Origin of the sequence: Ruminococcus albus 7 = DSM 20455 (assembly GCF_000179635.2) — a bacterium.
Taxonomy (GTDB): Bacteria; Bacillota; Clostridia; order Oscillospirales; family Ruminococcaceae; genus Hominimerdicola; species Hominimerdicola alba.
The window spans coordinates 2,049,023-2,074,209 of record NC_014833.1; the positions used below are offsets into that span (position 1 = coordinate 2,049,023).

Below are 25,187 nucleotides of genomic sequence, written 5' to 3' on the forward strand. Positions count from 1 at the left end.
GACTATAGTCGATAAAAAGCGGATTTCCATGATAAAAAGTTTGTTCTGTGAAACTTTTGAAATGATACATCTTTGAATTTGTGATATATAAATCCTGCAATACTGTTATACTTTATAGGCATACTGTTTTACAGAAGATTTGATAGCAATCTTTGGGCAATGGTCTTTTCTCTTTTAGATAGGTGAAAAATCCGTCAAGCTTATCACCTTGAATGGGCTCGATATCCTCAGGCAGAAACTTCTGTCCCTCGCTATGATATTTCGCACATATCATGCACATCAGAACAGAGATAAAAGCTTGACTGAATGCTTCACATTCTGTTTCAGCCGCATTATCGGTATAATTGTAAAGTAGTTCATCATCTGTGACCAAGCTATAAAGTTCATCAGCAGTATAATTCCTGCTTTTGAGTTTTTCAATGATAGAAAGGCAGTGATCTGCAAATTCAGCTCCTATTATATTTTTGTGACTATTCGTTATCCACAGCAGATAGTCGAGGGCATTATCTGTCATAGTGTTTTCTTCTCTCCGTCTTTGGATATCAAAACAGCAGGGAACAGCTTTTTTAGCTCTTTGTCATAATTCTCGGGATGCTTTTCGGCAGGGCTGTAATGTGTCAACCATAATTCCTTGACATTAGCTTCTTTTGCCAGTCTGCAAGCATCCTGCATAAGCATATGACCCTTTTCGTTCATACTCTGCTTTTTGTCAGTGTCACCGTACATACCTTCGCAGATGAAAAGGTCTGCGTTATTTGCAAACTGAACTATCTCTCTGATAGGCAATGTGTCTGTAATGTAAGTTACCTTGACAGGCGGACGTTTATCTCCCGTGACTTCTTCCGGTTGTATGGTTCTTCCGTCATCAAGTATAACTGCTTCACCTGAATGCAGCATTCTCCACAATTTTACAGGTATTTCCAGTTCCTGAGCTTTTTCAGGCTGAAAAACAGCCTTCTTTTCCAGCAGAAAACTATATCCCAGACATTTTACGCTGTGTTTTAACGGTAGCGTTGATATCGTAAGCATAGGGTCGATCTTTTCGGCTGTGAAGCTGACAGCTGCTGTGTCGGGAAGCTTGTGCAGTCTGTATTCAAATGGAAGATGTCCGCAGACAGATATCAGGTTTCTCACAACACGTTCTGCACTTTCGGGGATATATATATCCAGCGGTTCTTCACGCGAACAGTTTCCCATAGATAGCAGAAGACCCGGAAGACCTGTTACATGGTCTGCGTGATTATGTGTAATAAGTATCATTTCAATGCGGCTTATCTTTATATCTGCTGCCGCAAGTGCGACCTGCATACCTTCACCGCAGTCGATAAGTACAGCTTTGCCGCTGTATTCAATAAAACAGCCTGTCAGGTACCTGTTTTTCAGCGGAAGCATACCGCCTGTTCCTGCAAGACAAATATCCGGCATTTTCAGTCCTCCTTTTTCACTGATAAAGTACATTTAACATTATACCACAGCAGACATTTAAAATCAATAGCGGCAAAGAAAAATTTATGTACAAAAAAATGACCCGCAAAGCATATCCTGCCTTGCGGATCGTGGGAGTATTATATGAAATTTATCATTCAATCGGTTATCAGAGATACTTTATAAGCTCATCTATTACGCCGGACATTCTCTCGTCGATCAGCCCGAAGTCCTTTTCTTTATAATTCCAGGCTGCTCTGCCAATGTTGTATTTTCTGAATGCTGCATTTATGTCCTTATACCATTTGAGTATCTGTTCGGGGTCGGCTCTGTCGATTACACCGTACTCACCGCAGTACATAGGAACATTTCTTTCTTCGCAGACTTTTATTCCGTATGCGAAACGCTTTTCAAAATAGCTTGTATCAAATCCGCTTTCCGGAACATCCATATAATCCTGTATACGTGTGAGGCCTGTTGCCTTGGCGGATTCACGGTAATCCTTGATGTTCCCCGGATAATCCAGGCGGAGGTCGTGAGGCATTTCATCGACCCAGTAAGCGCCCTGATGTGTAAACATAAAAGGATCATAGCAGTGGAAGTTATAAACGATGTTCTCATCATATGGAACTTCGAGGTCTGCAAGAGCATCAACTGAGTTGTTCCAGTAACTGCCCAGCACTATCTTAATATCAGGTGCATACTGTCTTATAACCTCTATTGCTTTGTGAGCTATTGCATTCCACTTCGGACTCAATTCCTTGTCATTTACCTCGTTGAGAAGTTCAAATGCTACTCTGTTTGAAAGTTTTCCGTAACGCTTTGCAAGTCTTTCCCACCATTTGTAGAATCTTTTCTGCAAGTCTTCATTGTCAAAAAAACCTTCCTGTCCGTCGCCTGAATAGAATGAGTAGCCATAGACTTTATGTACGTCGATCAGTACATTCAGTTTATATTCCTTACACCATTCAAGGGCTTTGTCGAGATAATCAAATCCTTCGTTTTTAAGTTCGCCTTCATCAGTTTCAAAGATGTTGTAATCGATCGGAAGTCTAACATGATCGCAGCCCCAACCGGCTATTGTTGCAATATCATCTTTGCCTATAAAGCTGTCAAGATGCTCTTTATCATAGCTGCCCTGAGAAAGCCAGCCGCCGAGGTCAACGCCTTTCTGAAATCCTTCAAATATTCTCATATTTATACCTCCGTTCTTTGTGGTTGTACATACCAATTCAGGTTTCTTATCTTATTGTAAGGATAACATATTTTCATTTTTTATAATACAACAATTTTAACATTAATGTCGAATATATAATCGTATCGTTTATATTTTCTATTTATACCGAGCCCGAAACCTATGCTTATATATGACAAAAACTGTAAAATACTAAAAATAACATCTGTTTTTTCCTTGACAATGCTATGAGAATTTAGTATAATAAATTCAATATACTATATATTAAATCATAAAGGAGATTATTATTATGAAGATCAATGTTGAAAAAGGTTTTGTAACTCCGCTGCCTGTATTTATTATTGGTACGTATAATGCTGATGGAGAAGCCAATGCCATGAATGCTGCATGGGCAGGGCAGATCGGAGGAGATTTGATATCTGTCAGCCTTGGAGAGCATCCAAGTACCGAGAATATCAAGCTCAATCGTGCATTCACTGTCAGCTTTGCAACAAAGAATTATACTGCAGAGTGCGATTACGTTGGTATCGTTTCGTTTAAAAATGAACCTGATAAGCTCAAAAAGGCGGGCTTTACAGTGACACGTTCAGATAAGGTGAACGCTCCTGTTATTGATCAGCTTCCTGTTTCACTGGAATGTGAAGTAGTTGATATCATTCAGGAGTACGGTGAGACCAGAGTAACTGCTAAAATAGTAGGTATGGTCGCTGATGATTCTGTACTTACCGACGGAAAAGTTGATCTTTCCAAACTTCAGCCTATAATGTATGATTCGTCAGCAAAGACTTACAGAGTCATTGGTGAAAATGTTGGCGGTGCCTGGAGCTCCGGCAAAAAATTCATGTAATAGAGTATGGGGCGACAGGTTACTCTGTCGCCTTTTTAAGATGCGAATATTCTGAAATACAATTGATACTTTCAGCAGTATGTATCAGAATACATTTATTTTATATAATTATCTCGGTTGCAAAAAATCATATTCTGTGTTATACTTATAATTAAGATATAATACGCAAAACTTTGTTCTGTTAAGATGTCTGTACAAATATAGTGAAGATCATGCTTTATACAGATCAATATGTATAAATCTCAGAAATAACAGAGTATCGTATTTTAAAGAATACGTACCAGAATGAAAAGAGTGAATAGAATGGATAAGAAATACTTACAGCTACTGTCAAAAGAGTTCCCGAATATTGACAGTGCCGCCAGCGAGATAGTTGATCTTTCCGCTATCCGTTGTCTTCCGAAAGGTACAGAATATTTTTTCAGTGATATGCATGGTGAGTATGAAGCATTTCTGCATATGCTTAAAAGTGCATCGGGAATGATAAAGATAAAGATCGACCTAACTTTGGGAAAAACGGTTTCTTCTGCTGAGAGAGAAGCGCTTGCTGCACTGATCTACTATCCCGACAAAGAACAGAAGCGTCTTAAAAAAGCGGGTATACTTACCGATGAATGGCGAAGGCTCACTATTTATCGCCTTATTCTTGTCCTTGAATCGGTATCTGCAAAGTATACCAGGTCTCGTGTCAGAAAAAGCATTCCTCATGATATGGTATATATCCTTGATGAATTGCTTAATGTTACCGATGATGTAATAAAGGATTATTACTACGATGAGATAATCACTACCATACTTGATACAGGCATAGCTGACCATTTTATCAAGGAGGTGTGTAAGGTCATACAATCCCTGGCTATAGACAGTCTTCATATAATCGGTGATATCTACGACAGGGGACCGCGTGCTGATATCATAATGGATGAGCTTATCAAGATGCATGATGTAGACATACAATGGGGTAATCACGATATTTCATGGATGGGTGCAGCCTCCGGCAACAGGGCGCTGATAGCCAATGTTATCCGTATTTCTATGAGGTATAACAATTTCGATATACTTGAGGATGGCTATGGTCTGAATCTGCGTGCACTTGCTGTTTTTGCCGGTGATGTTTACAAGGATGATCCCTGTACTATATTTATGCCCCACACTCTTGATGATAATATTTACGATCCTGTTGACACTCTGCTTGTTGCCAAAATGCATAAAGCGATCACAGTTATTCAATTGAAGCTTGAAAGTCAGCTGATAAAACGTCATCCTGAATGGGGAATGGATGACCGTGATCTGTTCAGTAATCTTCATCCGGAAAATGGCACTGTTGAACTTAAAGGAAAGACATACGAACTGCTTGACAAGAATTTTCCAACGGTAAATAAGGATGACCCTCTGGCTCTGACAGATGAGGAAAATGAACTTATGACCGTGCTTGCGAATTCATTTATGCACAGCGAAAAGCTTGCTGAGCATATGCGTTTTCTTTACACGAACGGTTCAATGTACAAGACTATCAATGGTAATCTACTTTTTCACGGTTGTATACCTCTCGATGAGAACGGTGAGCTTCTTTCAGTAAAGATAGAAGGTGAGGATCATTCGGGCAAAGAACTTCTTGATAAGCTTGATGAGGTTGCGAACAAAGCTTATTTTCTCCATAGCGGTGAGGAAAAAGAAAACTCAGCTGATTTGTTATGGTACCTTTGGTGCGGACCTCGTTCACCCCTTTACGGAAAGGATAAAATGGCGTTTTTTGAAAGATATTTCATAGATGACCCTTCACTGCATACTGAGAACTATAATGCTTATTATCAGTTTTCTGAGAATGCAGATGTTTGTATGAGAATCCTGGAAATGTTCGGGTTGGATCCTGAAAAGGGTCATATCATCAACGGTCATGTTCCGGTGAAAATTAAGAATGGTGAGAGTCCTGTGAAGGCTGGCGGAAAGCTTTTTGTTATCGACGGCGGTATCTCAAAAGCGTATCAGAAAGCGACAGGTATTGCCGGATATACCCTTATTTGTGATAGCCATAGTCTCAATCTTGCTGAACATAAGCCTTTCATACCCGGAGAGAGCGAACATACTCCAACTCTTCATCTTGTTGAAAGATTCGAGCATCGTGCGAATATATGCGATACAGACAGAGGAGAAGAACTTCTTGGTAAGATAAACGATCTTCGTGAACTTCTGAAAGCGTACCGTTCGGGCATAATCAAACAGAAGAAGGAAATCGACAGAAGGACTTGTTGATCTATATACTATTATAATAGTATATAGATCATAACCACCGTTTTAGTAGTTGTTATGATTTTTGAACAGATATACACATCATCACGGCAAGGAGAAATTCTCCTTGCTTTTTTATTCCGAAGTATTTTTTCTACGCCGGGTATGTTTCTTTTCCTTATACTGCCTGTTACGCTCCTGATGGTGCTTGGCTTCTTCAAAAGCGCAGATAGCATCAGCGTTCTTTTTTTGTGTAAATGACAAACGGGAGCGATATATAACCGACTGATCAGCCCGACAACCCTAATAAAGAAAAACTTATATATCACCACTGTGATTTATGTTATTTCTTGAATTTTGTAAAAATATATGTTATAATATAATGTAACAAAAATATAGTAATAAAGCCTTTGATCGTTTATTATTCAATGAGATGTGGAGGACTTGATATGGAAGAGCTTATTAAACAGTTTCTGACGGATGAAGTAACTGATCTGACATATAACGAGCTATGGCATTTTGTAAAGTCAAATTCTATTCTTCGCGGCACGTTTGAAGGACAGAATCATATAGTAATGAAGATATCATCGGGTCAGTTCATAATATACCGAGTAAGCCTTGGCGTAGAAAATACTAAGTATCAGCCTGCTGTTGTGGTGGCAAGAAATTTTCTTCTGAAAAAGATAAATAGTCGTGCTTATGAACTGAAATTGCCTGATATACAGAATGTTTTTGATTAGGAGAATTTATAATGAGTATACCACTCGCTGAACGAATAAGACCAAAGACTCTTGATGAGATAGTAGGTCAGCCGCATCTTATGGGTGTTGGCAAGCCTTTAAGAAGAATAATTGAGAGCGGTACAATTCCAAACCTGATATTCTACGGACCATCGGGTGTCGGGAAGACAACCATAGCGCGTTTTATAGCCGAAAATGCCAATATGACTATGTTCAAGCTCAACGGCACATCAGCATCGGTGGCGGATATCAAGCAGATAATAGCTGAAACTGAAATGATCGGTGGAATGAATGGGATACTGCTTTATCTTGATGAAATACAGTACCTGAATAAAAAACAGCAGCAGTCACTTCTTGAGTATATCGAAAACGGAAAGATCACTCTTATATCTTCTACTACAGAAAATCCGTATTTCTATGTTTATAATGCTATAATCAGTCGTTCGACCGTATTTGAATTCAAACCTGTTACACCTGAACAGATAAGTCCGGCTATCAAGCGGGCTTTTGACCTTATGGCGCAGGATATAGGCACGGAGGTCATACTTGAGGAGGGCGTTATCGAGCATATTGCACGGGGCTGCGGCGGAGATGTTAGAAAGTCCGTCAATACTGTGGAACTCTGTGTGCTGTCAGCTGAAAATGGTTCAAAAGGTGAACTCCATGTCAAAATGGATACTGTACGTGAACTAACACAGCGCAGCAATATGCGTTATGACAGGGAAGGCGACGAGCATTATGATATCCTTTCTGCGCTGCAAAAATCCATACGGGGTTCTGATGAGAATGCTGCGATACATTATGCCGCAAGGCTTATTGAAGCAGGGGATATAATTTCTCTATGCCGAAGACTTCTGGTCATCGCAAGTGAAGATGTAGGGCTTGCTTACCCGATGGCAGCTGTTATCACGAAATCCTGCGTTGATTCGGCTTTGCAGCTTGGTTTGCCGGAGGCACGCATCCCCCTTGCGGAAGCTGTTATAATGCTTGCTACATCCCCTAAATCCAACAGTGCTTATAAAGCTATTAATTTTGCACTGGAAGATGTAAAAAACAGCGGCCCGCTGGATTTTCCGCGCCACCTGCAAAATAAGCATTTTGACGGCGCAGATGCAAAGGTCAGGGGGCAACACTACCTCTATCCCCATGATTATCCCGATCATTGGGTTAAGCAGCAGTATCTTCCCGATGCGCTGAAAGACCGCGTATACTACGAGTATGGGGAAAATAAATCCGAGCAGGCTGCTAAAGCGTACTGGACAAAGATAAAAGGAGATATAAATGAAAAATAAGAAAAAATTGCTCCCGAAGATCATTATGATGGCAATGTCATGCATAGTTGGTGCGGTTGTCGGAATACTGTTGGTTAAGAGATCAGATATTAAAGGCAGTAATGGAAGTCTTGGAAAAGAGCTTTTTAAGGTGATCATTATTGTTGCATCTATATATATTTCCTATTTTCTTGGAATAATCATACATGAATCCGGTCATCTGGTAATGGGACTATTGACTGGTTACAGATTCGTATCGTTCCGAATAGGCTCATTTATCCTCGTAAAACAGGATGGAAGATTTGTTATTAGAAGGTTTTCACTTGCTGGAACAGGCGGTCAGTGTCTTATGAAACATGATAAAGTAGAAAAAGATGAGGATATACCGTATTTCTGGTACCACTCAGGCGGGGGCTTGTTCAATCTTGCATCTGCAGCATTGTTATGTTTAGTGTATCTGAACACATCATCGAAATATCTTGCGATTTATTCCATGATCGGCATGATCATTTATTTCTTTATGGGTCTGATCAATCTTATACCGCTGAAAAAGATAGGTATTGCTAATGATGGGTCAAATATTTTGGAATCCTGGCTAGATCCTTCTGTAAGACGTTCAGTGTTAAATATACTTATGGTAAACGCTGAGCAGATGCAAGGTAAAACACTCGACAGTATGCCGGAGGAGCTTTTTGAAGTTAACAGCAAAGGAGTTACAAATGCCTCGCTCAACATTATGTTATTACGTGCAGCAAGAGATCTGGAGAGAGGAGATATCGATACCGCAAAAGCTAAGTTCAAGGCGCTTCTTGAGAAGCATGGAATTCCTGATATCTTAATAAAAGAAATACGATGTGACCTTTTGTTTTGCTATATAATGACAGATGAACCGGCTGAAGTCATAGATGAACTGTACAACGATGAATTGCAGAAGTATATAAAGACATCAGGTAAATATACTTTATGTCGTCATAGATTGATGTACGCATACTATTATATATATAAGCAGGATATAGCAAATGCTGACAAGGAATATAACTTGTCGGCTGAAATGGCAAAGGGATATTACAATCCGGGAGAAGCAAGATCTGAAATGAGCATCATAGAACGTATCAAGGAAAATCACTGACACATAAAATGCGGAGAAATCGGCTTTTTCTCCGCATTTTTTCTTTTTACGTTCAGAAGATCGAGACCATTGTTTTGCTGCTTTCCTTGGTTGAATACTCCCATTTGTTAAGTCTGCCCGAACTAATGAAGTAGTTAATTTTACTTGGAAAGCAAAGACTATCAAACACATCTACAATAATTAATTTAACCTTCATTTTTTCGGGTATCAAGGCTTTTATGTATACACTAGCCGCCTGACCTGCCGACACAAAGTCCTTGGGTTCCGCAAGCCCTGCAAGGTTCGGGGCAAGTTCAATAAATATCCCGTATGATTCAACAGAACGTATTACACCGCCGACTGTTTCTCCTACTGAGAATCTTGATGCGTTCTGCAGCCAGGTACCTAGCAGTTCCTTGTGTGTCAGGCATATCCTGTTATCTGAGATACTTTTTACTGCTGCATATATATCTTGACCGTTGAAGAATCGGTCACTTGGATGAGATATTCGAGAAACGGATATTGAATCTATCGGGATCAAAGAAGGGATCCCACAGCCGATATCTACAAAAGCTCCGAATGGTTCAAGATGGGTTATCTTTGCCGGTATTACGTCGCCGCAGTGGAGGTGAGAAACATAGTTTTCCAGGCATTCATTTTGTGCTTCTCTGCGTGATAATACAGCTGTTACACCGCTATCTCCACATATAATATCAGTGACTTTAAAGCATACTGTCTTGTTCACTCGTGAAAGCAGCGCTATATCTCGTGTTGTACCTTCTGATATACCAATAGCACCTTCTGTGCGAGGTATTATTCCTCTACCGCATGGCAGATCGACTATCAGATCATGTTCTGCGGTGCACATTACTGCGTGTCCTTCAAGTATAAGTCCCTTAGTTTTAGCTACGGATAGATTTTCAGCACTTTGTAAGAAAAATCTGTTTTCAGGTGTATTGAACACCTTTCCCTCAGGTAGATATCTCATCATTTTTTTGCACCTCTTTCTCAGTAGTCATCTTATTGATGAAACCGGTTTTGTTGTGTTTTTCTTTGTATGAAATGAAAAATCATTTCAGTTGTAATATATTATGCAAGCTCACTTAAAATGATGATCAGTTGTAATGTAAATTTATGCAGAAACACGTTATTAATTGTTGAAAGCTTGACAAATTTAAGACAATGTGTTACACTTGGAGCATTGTTTGTAATCAAATCGTAATTTTTGTCTGAAAATGCGGTTTTTACGATTACAAATTGGTACAGAAAACAAGACTGTTTTCATACTTTAGTATTAGCCTTTGATAATGCCTATCGGTCATTGTGTAGTACAGACCGGTAAATAAAAACGAAAGGGTGTGAAACGGCAGGTTTTTCGCCGTATAAATTATTAGCGACGGTGAGCCGTGTCAGATTTGGAAATGAGTATTAAAAGCAGAAACGAGTTTATTGTAGGATTAAAGAGATTTGCAGTGTTTGTGATGACGCTTGCGATTGTATTCGTAATGACGGATATTTCAGGGATCAAAGCTTCGGCTGCAGCTTCGGGTAAGGTAGCAGTACCTAAGCTTGCATCGGAAAAGACTTATGAGTCAACCTATACGCATCCCTACAACAAGCAGATCGATACTATAGTTCTTCACTGGGGGAAGACCTCGGGAGCAAACAGATATCAGGTATACGTTAAGGGTGGAAAGTACAAAAACTGGACAAGATACTGCACTACCACCAATAATTCTGTTACTGTAAAAAAGCTTTCAAGAGCAACAGGTTACAGTTTCAAGGTGAGGGCAGTAAATAAGAATAACGTATATTCATCCTTCTCTCCTGTACAGACTATACATACTGCGCGTATGAACTATGACAAGGCTGGCTGGGAGGCTATGTGCCGTATAGTTTACCATGAGGTCGGCAGGATAAATGATAATATGTGGGATAAGCCCATAGTTTATGTAGCTGACTGCGTTGTAAACAGATATGTTTCTGCAAAATACTGCAACGATCCTCTGTGGACGCCTTTTTATAAGAATTATAATAACATCCAGTCAATAATATACCAGAGCGGTGGATTTATGTCAGATTACGGTCTTTCAAGAGATGGCTGTAATTACAAAAACGTTGCCGACAAGTGCAAGATAGCTGTCTGGGGCGCTGTTTACGGAACTACTTCATATAAGGGCATCAAGAACGATTACAACGTTTACTATTGGTGCAACAGAAGCTATTATACTAACAGCAATAAGATAGCTTATTCTTTCAAGATCCCGTGGGGTTACTTCTCTATTTGGAGAACCTACTGGGGCTGATATCCAACTACTGCGTTCCCGTTTTTCGGGAACGTTTTTTATAGAAAACTCCCACGGATATAATTTATCCGTGGGAGTTTTTGGTTTATTCAAGCAGTACATATTCTTTCATTTCAGAAAGCATTTGCTTGCTGATTCCGTCTACGTACAAAAGCTGCAGAGAATTTTCGTACATGCCGCCCAGTTTATCTCGTATCTCGAGTATTCTTATAGCTAGTTCTTCATCTATCAGCAGACATTCCATCAATTCTTCCTTATTTGCTTCGTTTATGTTTACTGGACTTCGTTCTTTGATGGATGGAATAGTTTCTGCAAAAGATGAGGGTTCTTCGGGTGGTTCTGTGACATTGGATACAACTGTATTATCTTCTTCCGGCACATCTGTATGTACATCAACATATGTTACTTCAGGAGGAGAGTAGTCAGCATCGTCTACATAAAGATAGTCTTTAAGTAAATCTAATTTGCTCTCTCCTATACCGGAGATCTCAAGCAGCTGCTCCATATAGGTTATAACGCCAACTCTGTTTCTGAAAGCAAGTATCGCTTCAGCTGTACCTCCGCCTATGCCGTTAATGGCTGTCAGTTCTTCATAAGTGACAATATTTATGTCGATTGGGAAGTTTATTACCTTTGTTTCGTCAGCCCGAGACGTTTGAGTTTTTGAGGTTTTTACCTTTGATGTTTTTGAAGTGCGGGAAGTAGTATGCTTTATCGAGGTGGAATTTTTATCTTTTGTTGTTTTGGTTTTGTTGGTTGTTCTATCGGAGCCTTCATGATCTTTATTTTTGATGCTGTACTCATATTCACTTGAATTTCCTGAATTATTATCGCTGTATATGATAACACGCTTGCTGTCATTTTTTCTCAACATTGTGGAAATAACAGCAGATATCAGCAGTGCTGCTGCCAGCACTGCATAGATACCATATTTCTTTGCTTTTTCAAACAGCGTTTTATTCATATATTATCCCTCTAACATGGAATTCAGCTTGTCAAGCATTTCTCCCAGCCACACTCTGTTTATCTCCTGACGTTCATCATAGCAGATAATATCTCTCAGGGGTGTTTCTTTGAACATAGCCATGGCCATATCCATTGTAACTGCGCCGAATCCGTCGCCGCTCACGTCCGACATACCGCGGCAAAATTTCTCAATAAAATCACCGAATACCTCGCGGCCTTCGCTGCATGATAGAACATCGCCTACAGTGCTGTTGAAGGTGAACTGAACGGGAAGCTTGGTTTTACTGTTAACGTATACCGAGCCCGAAAGTCTTATATCTCTTGATGAAGCACCGATCATTATTTCAAATTCGCCGTATTCTACGAACCAGTCATTAATTGTAGTTTCATAATAGGCAAATGCACGTTTATCGAGGGTGAAAAACACCTTCTTTGTTTCTCCCGGACGAAGGCTTACTTTTTCAAATCCTTTAAGTTCCTTAACAGGTCTGATAACAGATGATTCTTTGTCACCTACATACAGCTGTACTGTTTCCATCCCTGTACGGTTTCCGGTGTTAGTTATATTACAGCTGACCGTAAGTGTCTGGTCATCATTTATCTCACTTGCTGATATCACAAGGTCACTGTAGCTGAAGTTTGTGTAAGAAAGTCCATATCCGAAGGGGAAGCGAACTGCCATTTTCTTTTTGTCATAGTATCTGTATCCTACAAATATTCCCTCGCTGTATGTCAGTTCATCAACTACTCCCGGGAAATTCAAGTAAGAAGGATTATCCTCCAGCTTCATGCACCAGCTTTCAGCCAGCTTGCCGCTTGGTACTGCTTCACCGAAAAGCAGATCGCAGGTAGCTTTGCCTATTGCCTGTCCACCGAGGTAGACCTCAAGCAGACCTTTGATATCATCAAAGAACGGCAGTTCAACCGGTGAACCGTTATGAAGTACCACCACTATATTCTTGTTGACCTTACTGATTTCTCGTATAAGTTCCAGCTGACACTCAGGCATTCTCATGTGAGTTCTGTCAAAGCCCTCTGATTCAAAGCTGTCGGGAAGTCCTGCGAAGATAACGACTTTGTCATTGTACTTGGCACACTCCACAGCCTGTTCAAGCAGTTTCGGGTCGCTCCTGTCTTCATAAGTGATAAATCCCTGAGCATATTCTACTTTGCAGAATTCTTTAACTGCATCAAGGGCTGATGTTACTTTGAATGAGTTGATATGTGAACTGCCGCCGCCCTGATACCTTGGTTTTTCTGCAAATTCACCGATAAAGCATACCTTGTCCTCTTTGCTGAGGGGGAGTATAGCATCATCGTTTTTTAGGAGTACTGCACACTGTTCGGCTATCTTTGCTGCAAGTTCGTGATGTGCTTCCATATCCCATTCCGTTGGAGTGCGGCTTTCTTCTGCTTTGTCCACAAGTTTCAAAACGCGTTCTACGCATTTATCAAGTGCTTTCATGCTCAGCTTACCGCTGTTTACAGCATCAACGATGAGCCTGTCATTTTTTCCGAAGCTTGCGGGCATCTCAAGATCAAGACCTGCCTTTATCCCCTCAACTCTGTCATCAACTGCGCCCCAGTCACTCATCACCAGACCATCGTAGCCCCATTCGTCTCTGAGCACGTCGGTAAGCAGCCACTTGTTCTGAGCTGAATGATATCCGTTTATGCGGTTGTATGAACACATAACTGTCCATGGTGAAGCTTGTTTTACAGCACCCTCGAAAGCGGCAAGGTATATCTCGTGGAGTGTCCTTTCATCTATCCTTTCATTGATTGTCAGTCTTCTGGTCTCCTGATTATTGGCTGCAAAATGCTTCAGGGAAGTTCCTACACCTTTACTCTGTACGCCTTTGATGTGTGCAGCTGCCATCTCTGAAGCCAGATAGGGATCTTCGGAGAAATACTCAAAATTTCTGCCGCACAGGGGAGAACGTTTGATATTGCAGCCGGGACCAAGTATGACAGACACTTTCTCTGCCTGACACTCTTCTCCCAGTGCTTTTCCCATAGCAGTCAGAAGATTTCTGTCAAATGAACAAGCCAGAGCACTCGCAGTCGGAAAACATACGGCTTTGATAGCCTCCTGAGGGTTGGAAGAATCCTCTGCATTTTTTCTTAGTCCGTGAGGTCCGTCTGAAACCATGATCTGTGGTATAGCTAGTCGTTCAATTGCTTTTGTGTGCCAGAAATCTGCTCCGGAGCACAGGCTTGCTTTTTCTTCGAGTGTAAGTTCTTTGAGTATTTTTTTGATGTTCATTCATTAGACCTCCGTTTCGTTTCAAAATGCATCATAAAATTTTTCAAGTTCTGCTATCGTATCAAAATACTTTTTGGCGGATATCTCTATCTCGTCGTGGTATAAAAGCTTTTCGTCCTGCCATCTGCCCGACATGATCTTTATGTTATCGCCGTCTGATATTATGAAAATATTCCACCCTTCATCGGTTATCTCCTGAAAGGGAATAAAAAAAGAAAGGTCGTACAAAGCGTCGTAGTCTTTACCGTGGGTACGTTCAGCCATTGTGGTGAAAAGTGTTTCGCTGTCACTACGATAGATTTCTTTATCTATCACCGGCTTTTTCAAAGCAGAATTTTCTGCCAGAAGATCATATAATTCAGTGCTGAGAGTTGTTGTTCTTACATTTTGTGGATATAATTCACTGTTCATCATCATGAACATAAATCCGTTTTTGATCGTGTCGTCTTCCCATTCGGGTATACGTTCAATGAAGAATCCGAAATCGCAGGGATAATTTACATCACCGATGAACATTGTGTTTATCCGTCCTTTCCGAATGTTTCTGTGATCAGATTTTCAAGCGCCGCCACGAATTTCTTGTCATTATCGCTAGTGCGCTTTGCCGGACCTTTCAGATGGTTGCCGCTTCTTTTGAGTTTTTTTGCGATATGCCTTGACATCAGCAGAGAGTCGATATTATCACTGTTATACACAAGTCCGTTCTGATTTATGGCATAAGCTTTTTTAGCCAGACACATCGCAGCCAGACCATAGTCCTGCGTAACAGCTATATCGCCTTTTTCCATAAGGTTCACCAGAGCGAAGTCTGCACTGTCAGCGCCTTTATCGACGGTTATTACCTCGGCATCATAGCGGGAAAACTCGTGGGCTGTATCGCAGACTATTGTCACAGGTATTTCATGCTTTTTAGCTATATCCAGCGTTAGTCGCACAACAGGGCATCCGTCCGCATCTATGAATATCCTCATCAGTTGTTTTCCTCGCCTTCGATATAGAAGGTCGCTTCCATATCAGCGATGTGTGTAGCTACGGCCAAAGGGTACATCCCAAGTGCCTGACCGATGGTGTTTACGTTTTCTTCGCCTGAAAAGCCCATATGCCACCGGATAGCCATAGCTTCTTCGCGGGTCAGTCTCATGTAGCTGCTGACTATGTAAACGGATTTTTCGCCGTGTCCATAGGGGAGCGTGTCGTGATACTCATAGTAGGGGACTTTCTCCCACTGACCTGTTACATCGTTCTTTTTGTTGCGGGTGCTTACTCTGTAAAGGTTCACTTTGCATATATCATGCAGCAGTGCGACTATCGCTATGCTTTCATCGGGATAATCCATGCCGTAAACGTCTTTGACCCTTGCCCTTTCAAGATAATCTTTCAGACAGTCGTAAACATTCAGGCTGTGTTCGCACAGACCGCCCTCGTAAGCACTGTGATATTTGGTCGAAGCAGGTGCTGTGAAGAAGTCACTGTTCTCACTGAGAAGATAGGTTAGCAGTTTATCAGCGCCTTTTCTGGTTATATTTGCATTGTATATCTCAACGAACCTTGCTTTGTTTTCTTCGGGATTTGTCATAGTTTACCTCCATTGTGAAAAGTCTACAATTTCATGATTCTATTATAACATATTTTTAGACGGTTGAAAAGAGTTTTTTCAAATTTTTTCACAAGTGATGATGTTTTTTGTATTTATGTATGTTATGATATAATAAGCGTCAGTATGTAGTTCTTCAATGAAAGAAAAAACTTAGTTCATCACGGAGGTGCAGCTATGAAAGAATACAAGGCCTATATTTTCGATTTTGACCTGACCCTTGCTGATTCGTCAAAGGGTATACTGGAATGTTTCAGGCATACACTGAAATATTTCGGTTATGAAGTACCTGATGACAGTACAATATACAACACCATAGGTCTGACTTTGCAGGATGCATTCGATATTCTTACTGGCATTCCGATGAATCCTCAGCGTGAAAAAATGAGAAAGGTGTATGTAGAAAAGGCAAATGAAGTGATGTCAGCGCATACATATTTCTACGAGGACACTTTGTCCATACTTGAAAAACTTCGTGAGCATGATATAAAGATAGCTATCGTTTCTTCCAAGATGAGGTACAGGATAGTTGAATCATTTGAAGTTCAGCTGGGAGTTCATCCCTATGATGTTATAGTGGGTATGGAGGATGTAACAGAACCCAAGCCAGACCCACAGGGAATCATAAAAGCGATGGAACTTCTGGGTGTGACCAAAGATGAAGTCCTCTATATAGGGGACAGTTACATAGATGCTGAATCAGCCTTAAACGCAGGTGTAGATTTCGCAGCTGTTACCACAGGTCCGACAGATAAGGAGACCTTTATGTGCTACCCGAATATCGCCATAGGTGGTAGTCTTTCCGAGGCACTACCCGAAATGTGAATTCGATGTAAAAATAATCATAATATATTATTAAAAAACCTTGCTTATTTGGACGACTAATGGTATAATATAATTTGAATATTAAGCTTTGAAATAATTCACGTTTACGGAAAGGAAAGCTGATAATGGTAAAAAGTATGACAGGCTTCGGCAGAGAGCATATCGTTGCCGAGGGCAGAGAGATCATTGTTGAGATACGTTCGGTAAATCACAGATACTATGAGTTTACTTCCAGAACTCCACGCGCTTACGGATATCTTGATGAAAAGCTCAAGGCTTTTCTGAAAAGCGGTATATCCAGAGGCAAGGTAGAAGTATCGGTAACTATCTATAATCAGGAGGGCACTGATGCCGAGATAGAACTGAACAAGTCTGTTGCAAAGGGATATCTTGATGCACTGAGAGGTGCTGCTGATGAACTGAACCTGAGTGACGATCTTACTTTATCAAATATTATGAAACTCCCCGATATCTTCACCGTGGTAAAAAAGACCGAGGATGAGGAAGTTATCTGGGCACAGGTAAAAGGTGTTGCACAGGTCGCTCTTGACAGATTTGTTGAGATGCGTGAGACCGAAGGCAGAAAGATGTATGAAGATGTGAATTCACGTCTTGATTATATAGAAAAGACCGTTGGTGAAATTGAGGCACATCAGCCTTCTGTGGCACAGAGTTACAGTGACAGGCTCTATGATAAGATAACCGAAACTCTTAAAAGTGTAGGTCTTGATAATATCGATAAGCAGCGTGTACTCACTGAAGTTGCTATATTTGCTGATAAAGTCGCTATAGATGAGGAAACTGTACGACTCAGGAGCCATATCTCCCAGTTCAGGGATCTTATCGCATCTGATGAGCCTGTAGGCAGAAAGCTTGATTTTCTGGTGCAGGAGGTCAACAGGGAAGTAAATACGATCGGTTCAAAGGCTAATGATCTTACTATCACTAAGAAAGTTGTTGACCTTAAAGCTGAGATCGAAAAGATCAGAGAACAGATACAGAATATCGAATAAGCGGGTGACATCATGCAGCTTATAAATATAGGCTACGGCAATATGGTTTCAGCATCGAGAGTAATAGCTATCGTAGATCCTGATTCTGCACCGATAAAAAGGCTGATACAGGAATCACGCGATAAAGGCACGTTGATAGATGCGACGTATGGAAGAAAGACACGCGCTGTCGTTATCATGGACAGCGATCATGTTGTGCTTTCTGCTGTATCGCCTGAAACAGTATGCGGCAGAGCCGCCGAAGAGGAGGTTGAAGAAAATGGATAAGATGGAAAAGAGAGTTCCAAAACTGATAATAGTCTCTGCTCCCTCAGGATGCGGAAAGGGTACGATAATGGAAAAGGCTTTTGACAGAGATGAAGTCTTCTACTCTGTTTCGTGCACGACAAGAGAGCCGAGACCTGGTGAAATAGACGGTAAGAGTTATCATTTCATTACTACCGAAGAGTTTGAGAAGATGATAGCCGAAGACAGCTTTCTTGAATATGCAAAATACAATCAGACTTATTATGGCACTCCGAAAAAACCTGTTGAGGAAAACCTCGCAGCAGGTAAGGATGTTATTCTTGAAATAGAGACTCAGGGTGCTTTTCAGGTAAAGAAGATAAGACCCGATGCAAACACGCTTTTCATTTTGCCGCCGTCTGTTGCAGAGCTTGACAGAAGGCTCCACAAGAGAGCAACAGAGAAAGAGGAAACTATAAAAAGGCGCGTTTCCCAGGCAGCTGGAGAGATAGCTAAAGCTGATAAATATGACTATGTCATAATGAATGATGACCTTGATGCAGCTATTGACGATTTCAAGGCTGTGATCGACGGTATCAGAGGAGTAAAGGAACCTGCTGTAAGGTTCAGTCCCAAAATAGAAAAAATAAAAAATATGATACGAGAGGTGCTTGAAAATGCTTAGACCGGCAGTTTGTCAGATACTTAAAAACAATGAAAGTTATTATTCACTGGTGATCGCAGTTGCAAAACGTGCAAGAGAGATAACCGATGAAGCAAGCAAAAGTGAGAAGATACTTGAAGAAAAGCCTGTAAAGACTGCAGTAGATGAACTTGCGGCAGGCGAATATAAGATAATCGAGGACGCATCACTCAAAAACTGATACAGCGGAGGTCTGTTAAATGGGAGAAAGGGAAACTGTAGCGTATGTGGCGCTGAGCCATGCGGCATACAGCTTTGACAACGAGTACAGTTACCTTGTACCCGAAAGATACAGACATATCCTTAAAGCCGGTATGAGGGTGCTGGTGTCCTTTGGACGCGGCAATAACAGGGTCATAGGACTTGTGACAAGAATTGGCACTGATGATATCAGTCAGCACAGGCTAAAGCCGATCATTTCTGTGGTAGATACAGAGAGTCTTGTTTCCGACGAAATGATGAAGATCATTTTCTGGCTGAAAGAGAATACCTTCTGTACCTATTATGATGCTTTTAAAAGTGCCGTACCTACCGGTTTTTCATATAAGGTAGATATGCATTTCGCTCTTGTTAATACTTATATCGACAGAGATACTCTTACCCCGGAAGAATCCGAGATCATCAGTTTTCTTGAAGGCTGTGACGAAGCCGCTGAGATCGACAAGTATTTTGACTTGAAAGCTAATCCTGAGCGCAAAAAGCCTCTGGATACTCTGATAGATAAGGGATTGGTTGAGGAAGTTCCGAGTTTTAAGAGGAAAGTCGGCGATGATAGTGTTAAGATGGCGGTTCTTATGGATGGATATGAGGATGCTGATCTTACACCGAAGCAAAAAAAAGTTGTAGAACTTCTTGAAGAAAGCGGTTCGGCGTCTGTGAAAGAGCTTTGTTACATGACGGGCTGCACATCTACAATAATTAAAAGATTGTGTGAAAAAGACGTTATTAGGGTATACGAGCAGGAAGTAATGCGGAATGCAGTGGGTGAGTTCACAGTCAGAGAAAGCCCCGAGGATATTGTTCTTAACGATGAACAGAAGATGGCGTATAATGGCATAATGAACCTGATACGCACAGAAAAGCCTGCAGGTGCGCTGCTTTACGGCGTGACAGGCAGCGGCAAGACTTCTGTTTTTATAAAGGTCATTGACAGTGTTATAAAAATGGGTAAAACAGCAATAATGCTTGTTCCAGAGATCTCTCTTACGCCTCAGATGCTGGCAAGGTTCAAGGTGCTTTTCGGAGAGAATATCGCACTGTTACATTCATCCTTGTCGCTGGGACAGCGAATGGATGAATTCAAACGTATCAAGCGCGGCGAAGCGAGGATAATCATCGGCACAAGAAGCGCTGTATTTGCACCTGCTGAGAATATCGGCGTTATCATCATGGATGAAGAAGGTGAACAGTCCTATAAATCGGATTCTAACCCTCGTTATCATGCTAGAGATGTGGCTATACAGCGCTGCGGTCATAACGGTGCACTGCTTCTCATGGCTTCTGCTACACCATCGCTTGAAACATTCTATCATGCGCAGAAGGGAAGATTCCATCTTTTCACTCTTGCTCACAGGTATAGTGATGCTGTACTGCCAAAAGTAGAGATAATCGATATGCAGACGGAAGCAGCCGAGGGTAATGATAGCCTTATAAGCAGGAAACTAGCTGATGAACTGACAGAAACTCTGCAAAGGAATGAACAAGCGATACTACTGCTTAATAGGCGAGGATTCAGTACTTATGTCAGCTGTGCAAACTGCCGACAGCCCGTGGTCTGCCCTAAATGTAATATCCCATTGACTTACCACAAAAAGAACAACAGATTCATGTGCCATTACTGCGGATATACTATGGATAATCTTGCAGTGTGTCCATCCTGCGGTTCGGATAAGCTGCGGTCAAGCGGTGTTGGTACGCAAAGGGTCGAGGATGAACTTGCAAGGATATATCCCGATGTAAGGATACTCCGCATGGATGCGGATACAACTTCTTCTCGATATGCTTACGAAGAAAAATTCAAGGCTTTTGAGAACCATGAGTATGATATCATGCTTGGCACACAGATGATCGCCAAGGGGCTTAATTTCCCGAATGTCACACTTGTTGGAGTGATATCTTTGGATAAAGCCTTGTTTACAGGGGATTTCAGAAGCTATGAGAGGACATTCTCTCTGCTTACCCAGGTCGCAGGCAGAAGCGGTCGAGGAAGCAAACCAGGGTCAGCATATATACAGACTTTTGTTCCTGATCACTATGTACTGAATCTGGCGGCTGAACAGAATTACGATGAATTCTATGCTGAGGAGATAGCATTGCGGCAGTCCCTTATCTATCCCCCTTGCTGTGATATCTGCGTTATAGGTTTTTCGGCTGTTATGGAGAGCAGAGCTATAGCTGCATCTGATCACGTTACAGCGTTTATAGCTGAATATCTCAGAACAAACAAGGTGGATTTTCCATTAAGGGCGATAGGTCCAGCACCGTGTACTCTTGAAGTTATAAACGGCAGGTACAGATACAGGCTTATACTTAAATCAAAGAATACCAGGTGTTTCAGGCAGATGATCAAGTCTGTGCTGAAAGACTTCAATGATAATAAGGACTTCAGAGAAGTCCGGATTTATGCTGATATCAACGGTGATATCGGTCTTTAGAAAGGAAAGTGTGAAATGGCTGTCAGAAATATACTGAATAAAAGCGATGAAACTCTTCACAAGGTCTGCCGACCTGTAGAGAAATTTGATGAAAAGCTGTGGACATGGCTTGACGATATGAAGGAGACTCTGGCACAGGCAAATGGTGTCGGTCTGGCCGCTCCGCAGGTCGCTATCCTCAGACGTTTCTGCATAATCGATGTCGGTGACGGAAATGTTTATGAACTTATAAATCCTGAGATCACATGGAAGTCCGAGGAAACTCAGAGGGTTCTCGAGGGCTGTCTGTCCTGTCCGGGGCAGTGGGGATATGTTACAAGACCTATGAGCGTAAAGTTCAAGGCTCAGGACAGAAACGGTGAATGGTATGAGATGGAAGTCAGTGAGCTTTTTGCTCAGGCAGTATGCCATGAGACAGCTCATCTTGATGGACACCTGTTTACTGAAATAGTTGAAGAATTTGTTGAGGTAGATGAGAAATGAAAATAGTTTTCATGGGTACGCCTGATTTTGCTGTACCTTCACTGAAAGCGTTGCTAGAGGCAGGTCATAAAATTCAGGCGGTGTTCTGCCAGCCAGATAAGCCGAAGGGCAGGGGTATGAAGCTTGTAGCTCCTCCTGTAAAGAATGTTGCATCAGAAAATAATATACCTGTGTATCAGCCTGTAAGCCTTAAAAACAGCGGAGATGAGTATATAAAGATCCTTGAAGAACTCGCTCCCGATTGCATAGTTGTGGCGGCATACGGTAAGATACTGCCTAAGTCGGTGCTTGATATACCAAAGTACGGCTGTGTGAACGTTCACGGTTCTCTTCTGCCGAAATACCGCGGTGCAGGTCCTATACAATGGGCGGTACTCAATGATGAAAAGACTACGGGCATAACAACGATGCTTATGGGCGAAGGTCTTGATACAGGCGATATGCTGCTCAAATGTGAGACTGAGATCGGTGAGAATGAAACTGCTGCTGAGTTGTTTGACAGGCTTGCAGTGATGGGTGCAGATCTGATAGTTGAAACACTTGATAAACTTGAAAAGGGTGAAGTTATACCTGAACCGCAGAATGAGGAAGAGGCAACATATGCTCCCATGCTTACTAAGGAGCTTTCTTCGATAGATTTCAGTAAGTCAGCCAGAGAAGTACATAAGCAGATCTGCGGACTTTCGGATTGGCCTTGTGCTTCTACGCTAATTGGCGGAAAACGACTGAAAATCTATCATTCTGAGATCGTAGATGGAAATTCCGATAAACCTGCAGGTACTGTTGTCAATAATAAAGACTTGACAGTTGCTTGTGGAGAAGGTCTGGTAAGATTTACCGAGATACAGGCAGAAGGTTCTAAAAGAATGCCTACAGCTGATTATCTCAGAGGTAAACCGATAGCTGAAGGAACTGTGCTGGGAATATGACAAGTTGCATAGCTTGTCGCTTGGAGGAAATATAATTTGGGAAGTGCCAGATGGTATACAGTCAGGCTGCTTACTAAGCTTGATGAAAATAATTCTTATTCAAATATCCTGCTGGATGAATCCCTGAGCAGAAGTGATTTTGATAAGCGGGACAAAAAATTCATCGCTGCGTTGTTTTACGGAGTAATTGAAAGACGTCTGACCCTTGATGCTATAATCGTAGATCTTTCAAAAAATCCAAAGAGCAAGCTGAATTACACGCTCAGGAATATTCTGCGATGTGGATTGTATCAACTTAAATACATGGATTCGGTACCTGATAACGCTGCAGTTGACGAATCAGTTGAATTGGCAAAAAAGTGCAGGAATCCTGCTGCTCCGGGATTTACAAATGGTTTGCTGAGAGAATTTATAAGACGCAGCAAAGAACTGCCAAAAACCAACAGCGAAACAGAACGGCTTGCACTTGAATACTCATGTCCGGAATGGCTTGTTAAGAAATGGTCATTTGAATATGGCAAGGATAGATGCTTGTCATTGTTGAAAACATCGTTAGGACAGGCACCTACTACTATCAAGGTGAATAACTTGTCAGGTGGTATTGAAGATACTCTTGATATGCTTATTGCTGACGGAGTTACTTTTGAACGTTCAAAAATTCTGGAATATGCTGTGAATGTGGCTAATGCCGGTGCGATCGAAAAGACTGAAGCATACAGGCAGGGAAAATTCCATGTGCAGGATATTGCCAGTCAGCTCTGCTGCAAAGCTCTTGATCCTCAGCCCGGAGATATTGTCCTTGATCTTTGCTCAGCACCGGGCGGAAAGACATTCACAATAGCCGAGATGATGAATAACGAAGGAAAAGTGCTTGCATTTGATCTTCATCCCAACAGGGTCAAACTCATACGTTCAGGCGCAGAACGACTTGGTCTTACTTGTGTTACTGCTGATGTCAACAATGCAAAGATCTTCAATTCTGATATCCCGGTCGCAGATAAGGTACTTGTTGATGCTCCGTGTTCAGGACTTGGGGTAATCAGACGAAAGCCTGAGATAAAGTACAAAGATCCTTCCGAATTCGACAGACTGCCAGAGATTCAAGGTGATATACTTGACACGGCATCTAAATATGTAAAAGCCAACGGAACTCTGGTCTATTCAACCTGTACTGTATCTAAGGCTGAAAACGATGATGTAATAAGAAAATTCCTTGGATCGCATAAAGATTTTGTTCCTGCTGAGGATGAAGAAACTTTTATGCAGACCATTACCCCCGATATGTATGGTTCTGATGGATTTTTTATTGCTAAACTAAAACGTCTGGGGTGAGTTGATGGTCTCTTATGACGAAGATGGCAAGATAGATATACTTGGACTTCTTCCCGAAGAACTTGAAGAGCAGATATTGCTTTGCGGTGAGAAGAAATTCAGAGCGAAACAGATTTTTGAGTGGCTTCATGTTAAACGTGTTGATAGTTTTGATAAAATGACTAATCTATCTGTACAATTGAGGGAAAAGCTAAAAAAAATATTTTGTCTAAAATCACTATTTATCGTAAAAAGACTTGAAAGTAATACCGATAATACTGTAAAATATCTATATAGGCTTCCTGACGGCAATCATGTTGAGACTGTTATCATGGAATATAACTACGGTAATACTGTATGCGTTTCTACTCAGGTAGGATGTAAAATGGGCTGCCGATTCTGTGCTTCGACTATTGCTGGGTATAAAAGAGATCTTGCGTCCAGCGAGATACTTCTTCAGATATACGAGGCTGCTCGTGACAGCGGAAGAAAGATAACCGGTGCTGTTCTTATGGGTATCGGTGAGCCTATGGATAATTTCGATAATGTTGTCAATTTCCTTAAAGTTCTTTCCTGCGAACAGGGAACGAATATGTCGCTAAGACACGTTTCAGTATCTACTTGTGGCATCGTTCCTAGGATCTATGAACTTGCCGAGATGAAACTCGGTATAACATTGTCGGTTTCACTTCACGCATCCAATAATAAAGCTCGAAGTGAAATAATGCCTGTCAATAATAGGTACGATATCGGTGAACTTATGACAGCCTGTCGTTATTATTTTAAAGTGACCGGCAGAAGGATATCTTTTGAATATGCACTTATAGATGGTCATAATGATAAGCAGTCCGATGCTGAAGAACTTGCAGCTCTCTTGAAAAATTTTGTTTGCCATGTAAATATAATTCCTGTCAACAAGATCAAGGAACGTAATTACAGGTCTGACAGAAAGGCTGCTGATCGGTTCAGACAGCGACTTGAAAAGCTTGGTCTAAATGCTACTGTGCGCAGAACGCTCGGTTCGGATATCGATGCCGCCTGTGGCCAGCTGAGGCGTGAATATGAAATATAATACTATGGAGAAAGGCGGTGAGCTG

At 41.3% G+C, this 25,187-nt stretch carries 25 protein-coding genes; 16 read left to right on the forward strand and 9 right to left on the reverse strand.

Features of this window, described 5'->3' with window-relative positions:
- Positions 1 to 112: 112 nt before the first annotated feature.
- The 3 genes from RUMAL_RS09095 to RUMAL_RS09105 all read right to left on the reverse strand — a co-directional run bounded on the left by RUMAL_RS09095 (position 113) and on the right by RUMAL_RS09105 (position 2,620).
- A complete protein-coding gene (locus tag RUMAL_RS09095) occupies positions 113 to 514 on the reverse strand; it encodes an Imm6 family immunity protein (RefSeq protein ID WP_013498452.1) in 402 nt (133 codons plus the stop codon).
- Positions 511 to 1,425, reverse strand: coding sequence for a ribonuclease Z (locus RUMAL_RS09100; protein ID WP_013498453.1), 915 nt, complete (start codon positions 1,423 to 1,425; stop codon positions 511 to 513). The genes RUMAL_RS09095 and RUMAL_RS09100 overlap by 4 nt, the downstream gene beginning before the upstream one ends.
- Positions 1,426 to 1,594: 169 nt before the next feature.
- A complete protein-coding gene (locus RUMAL_RS09105; RefSeq protein WP_013498454.1) occupies positions 1,595 to 2,620 on the reverse strand; it encodes a glycoside hydrolase family 5 protein in 1,026 nt (341 codons plus the stop codon).
- Positions 2,621 to 2,909: 289 nt separating this feature from the next.
- Here RUMAL_RS09105 and RUMAL_RS09110 point away from each other — a divergent pair, with 289 nt between their 5' ends.
- The 5 genes from RUMAL_RS09110 to RUMAL_RS09130 all read left to right on the forward strand — a co-directional run bounded on the left by RUMAL_RS09110 (position 2,910) and on the right by RUMAL_RS09130 (position 8,836).
- Entirely contained in the window at positions 2,910 to 3,467 is a 558-nt protein-coding gene (locus RUMAL_RS09110; RefSeq protein ID WP_013498455.1) for a flavin reductase family protein, read from the forward strand.
- A gap of 303 nt (positions 3,468 to 3,770) precedes the next feature.
- Entirely contained in the window at positions 3,771 to 5,720 is a 1,950-nt protein-coding gene (locus tag RUMAL_RS09115; protein WP_013498456.1) for a fructose-bisphosphatase class III, read from the forward strand.
- Positions 5,721 to 6,145: 425 nt separating this feature from the next.
- A complete protein-coding gene (locus RUMAL_RS09120; RefSeq protein WP_013498457.1) occupies positions 6,146 to 6,436 on the forward strand; it encodes a hypothetical protein in 291 nt (96 codons plus the stop codon).
- 11 nt (positions 6,437 to 6,447) lie between these two features.
- Positions 6,448 to 7,728 (forward strand): replication-associated recombination protein A, encoded by a 1,281-nt coding sequence (locus tag RUMAL_RS09125; RefSeq protein ID WP_013498458.1) that lies wholly within the window; start codon positions 6,448 to 6,450, stop codon positions 7,726 to 7,728.
- Positions 7,718 to 8,836, forward strand: coding sequence for a M50 family metallopeptidase (locus tag RUMAL_RS09130; protein ID WP_013498459.1), 1,119 nt, complete (start codon positions 7,718 to 7,720; stop codon positions 8,834 to 8,836). The genes RUMAL_RS09125 and RUMAL_RS09130 overlap by 11 nt, the downstream gene beginning before the upstream one ends.
- 52 nt (positions 8,837 to 8,888) lie before the next feature.
- On the opposite strand, the gene RUMAL_RS09135 is transcribed toward RUMAL_RS09130, so the two are convergent.
- Positions 8,889 to 9,806: a S1 RNA-binding domain-containing protein gene (locus RUMAL_RS09135; RefSeq protein WP_013498460.1), complete on the reverse strand. Its 918-nt coding sequence runs from the start codon at positions 9,804 to 9,806 to the stop codon at positions 8,889 to 8,891.
- A gap of 490 nt (positions 9,807 to 10,296) precedes the next feature.
- Between RUMAL_RS09135 and RUMAL_RS09140 the strand changes: the two genes are divergently transcribed.
- The gene (locus RUMAL_RS09140; protein WP_242837754.1) at positions 10,297 to 11,121 is read left to right on the forward strand and encodes a fibronectin type III domain-containing protein; all 825 of its coding nucleotides are present in this window, start codon (positions 10,297 to 10,299) and stop codon (positions 11,119 to 11,121) included.
- Positions 11,122 to 11,206: 85 nt separating this feature from the next.
- Here the strand turns inward: RUMAL_RS09140 and RUMAL_RS09145 are convergent, their stop codons facing one another.
- Genes RUMAL_RS09145 through RUMAL_RS09165 form a run of 5 tightly spaced genes read right to left on the reverse strand, consistent with a single transcriptional unit; the run spans position 11,207 to position 15,929 of the window.
- On the reverse strand, positions 11,207 to 12,085 hold the full coding sequence (locus RUMAL_RS09145; RefSeq protein ID WP_013498462.1) for a ComEA family DNA-binding protein: 879 nt from the start codon (positions 12,083 to 12,085) through the stop codon (positions 11,207 to 11,209).
- Positions 12,086 to 12,088: 3 nt separating this feature from the next.
- Entirely contained in the window at positions 12,089 to 14,353 is a 2,265-nt protein-coding gene (locus RUMAL_RS09150) for a glycoside hydrolase family 3 C-terminal domain-containing protein (protein ID WP_013498463.1), read from the reverse strand.
- A 21-nt stretch (positions 14,354 to 14,374) separates the two neighbouring features.
- The gene (locus tag RUMAL_RS09155) at positions 14,375 to 14,869 is read right to left on the reverse strand and encodes an immunity 42 family protein (RefSeq protein ID WP_013498464.1); all 495 of its coding nucleotides are present in this window, start codon (positions 14,867 to 14,869) and stop codon (positions 14,375 to 14,377) included.
- Positions 14,870 to 14,874: 5 nt separating this feature from the next.
- Positions 14,875 to 15,324 carry a YaiI/YqxD family protein gene (locus RUMAL_RS09160; protein ID WP_013498465.1) on the reverse strand — a complete coding sequence of 150 codons (450 nt, stop codon included), beginning with the start codon at positions 15,322 to 15,324 and terminating at the stop codon, positions 14,875 to 14,877.
- Positions 15,324 to 15,929 carry a hydrolase gene (locus RUMAL_RS09165; protein WP_013498466.1) on the reverse strand — a complete coding sequence of 202 codons (606 nt, stop codon included), beginning with the start codon at positions 15,927 to 15,929 and terminating at the stop codon, positions 15,324 to 15,326. Before RUMAL_RS09165 ends, RUMAL_RS09160 begins: the two co-directional genes overlap by 1 nt.
- A gap of 195 nt (positions 15,930 to 16,124) precedes the next feature.
- Here RUMAL_RS09165 and RUMAL_RS09170 point away from each other — a divergent pair, with 195 nt between their 5' ends.
- The 10 genes from RUMAL_RS09170 (at position 16,125) to rlmN (ending at position 25,162) form a co-directional block, all read left to right on the forward strand.
- Entirely contained in the window at positions 16,125 to 16,772 is a 648-nt protein-coding gene (locus tag RUMAL_RS09170; RefSeq protein WP_013498467.1) for an HAD family hydrolase, read from the forward strand.
- Positions 16,773 to 16,897: 125 nt separating this feature from the next.
- Positions 16,898 to 17,785 carry a YicC/YloC family endoribonuclease gene (locus RUMAL_RS09175; protein ID WP_013498468.1) on the forward strand — a complete coding sequence of 296 codons (888 nt, stop codon included), beginning with the start codon at positions 16,898 to 16,900 and terminating at the stop codon, positions 17,783 to 17,785.
- Between the two features lie 12 nt (positions 17,786 to 17,797).
- On the forward strand, positions 17,798 to 18,052 hold the full coding sequence (locus RUMAL_RS09180; protein ID WP_013498469.1) for a DUF370 domain-containing protein: 255 nt from the start codon (positions 17,798 to 17,800) through the stop codon (positions 18,050 to 18,052).
- Positions 18,045 to 18,695, forward strand: a complete 651-nt coding sequence (gmk, locus tag RUMAL_RS09185) for a guanylate kinase (RefSeq protein ID WP_013498470.1) — start codon at positions 18,045 to 18,047, stop codon at positions 18,693 to 18,695. The genes RUMAL_RS09180 and gmk overlap by 8 nt, the downstream gene beginning before the upstream one ends.
- Positions 18,688 to 18,894, forward strand: a complete 207-nt coding sequence (gene rpoZ / locus RUMAL_RS09190; protein WP_013498471.1) for a DNA-directed RNA polymerase subunit omega — start codon at positions 18,688 to 18,690, stop codon at positions 18,892 to 18,894. The genes gmk and rpoZ overlap by 8 nt, the downstream gene beginning before the upstream one ends.
- A 19-nt stretch (positions 18,895 to 18,913) precedes the next feature.
- Positions 18,914 to 21,367 (forward strand): replication restart helicase PriA, encoded by a 2,454-nt coding sequence (gene priA / locus RUMAL_RS09195; protein WP_013498472.1) that lies wholly within the window; start codon positions 18,914 to 18,916, stop codon positions 21,365 to 21,367.
- Positions 21,368 to 21,382: 15 nt separating this feature from the next.
- Positions 21,383 to 21,850, forward strand: coding sequence for a peptide deformylase (gene def, locus RUMAL_RS09200; RefSeq protein WP_013498473.1), 468 nt, complete (start codon positions 21,383 to 21,385; stop codon positions 21,848 to 21,850).
- A complete protein-coding gene (fmt, locus tag RUMAL_RS09205) occupies positions 21,847 to 22,779 on the forward strand; it encodes a methionyl-tRNA formyltransferase (protein ID WP_013498474.1) in 933 nt (310 codons plus the stop codon). The genes def and fmt overlap by 4 nt, the downstream gene beginning before the upstream one ends.
- 36 nt (positions 22,780 to 22,815) lie before the next feature.
- The gene (gene rsmB / locus RUMAL_RS09210) at positions 22,816 to 24,111 is read left to right on the forward strand and encodes a 16S rRNA (cytosine(967)-C(5))-methyltransferase RsmB (RefSeq protein ID WP_013498475.1); all 1,296 of its coding nucleotides are present in this window, start codon (positions 22,816 to 22,818) and stop codon (positions 24,109 to 24,111) included.
- A 4-nt stretch (positions 24,112 to 24,115) separates the two neighbouring features.
- A complete protein-coding gene (gene rlmN / locus RUMAL_RS09215) occupies positions 24,116 to 25,162 on the forward strand; it encodes a dual-specificity RNA methyltransferase RlmN (RefSeq protein ID WP_013498476.1) in 1,047 nt (348 codons plus the stop codon).
- The last annotated feature ends 25 nt before the right edge of the window (positions 25,163 to 25,187 follow it).

What these genes read in the sequence shown, in the direction of transcription:
- rpoZ (WP_013498471.1), top strand. Translation starts at nt 18,688, where the DNA reads ATGCTTAGACCGGCAGTTTGTCAGATACTTAAAAACAATGAAAGTTAT.
- RUMAL_RS09160 (WP_013498465.1), bottom strand. Translation starts at nt 15,324, where the DNA reads ATGAGGATATTCATAGATGCGGACGGATGCCCTGTTGTGCGACTAACG.
- RUMAL_RS09155 (WP_013498464.1), bottom strand. Translation starts at nt 14,869, where the DNA reads ATGTTCATCGGTGATGTAAATTATCCCTGCGATTTCGGATTCTTCATT.
- RUMAL_RS09170 (WP_013498467.1), top strand. Translation starts at nt 16,125, where the DNA reads ATGAAAGAATACAAGGCCTATATTTTCGATTTTGACCTGACCCTTGCT.
- RUMAL_RS09100 (WP_013498453.1), bottom strand. Translation starts at nt 1,425, where the DNA reads ATGCCGGATATTTGTCTTGCAGGAACAGGCGGTATGCTTCCGCTGAAA.
- fmt (WP_013498474.1), top strand. Translation starts at nt 21,847, where the DNA reads ATGAAAATAGTTTTCATGGGTACGCCTGATTTTGCTGTACCTTCACTG.
- RUMAL_RS09095 (WP_013498452.1), bottom strand. Translation starts at nt 514, where the DNA reads ATGACAGATAATGCCCTCGACTATCTGCTGTGGATAACGAATAGTCAC.
- RUMAL_RS09140 (WP_242837754.1), top strand. Translation starts at nt 10,297, where the DNA reads ATGACGCTTGCGATTGTATTCGTAATGACGGATATTTCAGGGATCAAA.
- RUMAL_RS09180 (WP_013498469.1), top strand. Translation starts at nt 17,798, where the DNA reads ATGCAGCTTATAAATATAGGCTACGGCAATATGGTTTCAGCATCGAGA.
- RUMAL_RS09165 (WP_013498466.1), bottom strand. Translation starts at nt 15,929, where the DNA reads ATGACAAATCCCGAAGAAAACAAAGCAAGGTTCGTTGAGATATACAAT.
- RUMAL_RS09175 (WP_013498468.1), top strand. Translation starts at nt 16,898, where the DNA reads ATGGTAAAAAGTATGACAGGCTTCGGCAGAGAGCATATCGTTGCCGAG.
- RUMAL_RS09115 (WP_013498456.1), top strand. Translation starts at nt 3,771, where the DNA reads ATGGATAAGAAATACTTACAGCTACTGTCAAAAGAGTTCCCGAATATT.
- RUMAL_RS09120 (WP_013498457.1), top strand. Translation starts at nt 6,146, where the DNA reads ATGGAAGAGCTTATTAAACAGTTTCTGACGGATGAAGTAACTGATCTG.
- RUMAL_RS09130 (WP_013498459.1), top strand. Translation starts at nt 7,718, where the DNA reads ATGAAAAATAAGAAAAAATTGCTCCCGAAGATCATTATGATGGCAATG.
- RUMAL_RS09145 (WP_013498462.1), bottom strand. Translation starts at nt 12,085, where the DNA reads ATGAATAAAACGCTGTTTGAAAAAGCAAAGAAATATGGTATCTATGCA.
- rlmN (WP_013498476.1), top strand. Translation starts at nt 24,116, where the DNA reads ATGGTCTCTTATGACGAAGATGGCAAGATAGATATACTTGGACTTCTT.
- priA (WP_013498472.1), top strand. Translation starts at nt 18,914, where the DNA reads ATGGGAGAAAGGGAAACTGTAGCGTATGTGGCGCTGAGCCATGCGGCA.
- def (WP_013498473.1), top strand. Translation starts at nt 21,383, where the DNA reads ATGGCTGTCAGAAATATACTGAATAAAAGCGATGAAACTCTTCACAAG.
- RUMAL_RS09125 (WP_013498458.1), top strand. Translation starts at nt 6,448, where the DNA reads ATGAGTATACCACTCGCTGAACGAATAAGACCAAAGACTCTTGATGAG.
- gmk (WP_013498470.1), top strand. Translation starts at nt 18,045, where the DNA reads ATGGATAAGATGGAAAAGAGAGTTCCAAAACTGATAATAGTCTCTGCT.
- RUMAL_RS09105 (WP_013498454.1), bottom strand. Translation starts at nt 2,620, where the DNA reads ATGAGAATATTTGAAGGATTTCAGAAAGGCGTTGACCTCGGCGGCTGG.
- RUMAL_RS09110 (WP_013498455.1), top strand. Translation starts at nt 2,910, where the DNA reads ATGAAGATCAATGTTGAAAAAGGTTTTGTAACTCCGCTGCCTGTATTT.
- RUMAL_RS09135 (WP_013498460.1), bottom strand. Translation starts at nt 9,806, where the DNA reads ATGATGAGATATCTACCTGAGGGAAAGGTGTTCAATACACCTGAAAAC.
- RUMAL_RS09150 (WP_013498463.1), bottom strand. Translation starts at nt 14,353, where the DNA reads ATGAACATCAAAAAAATACTCAAAGAACTTACACTCGAAGAAAAAGCA.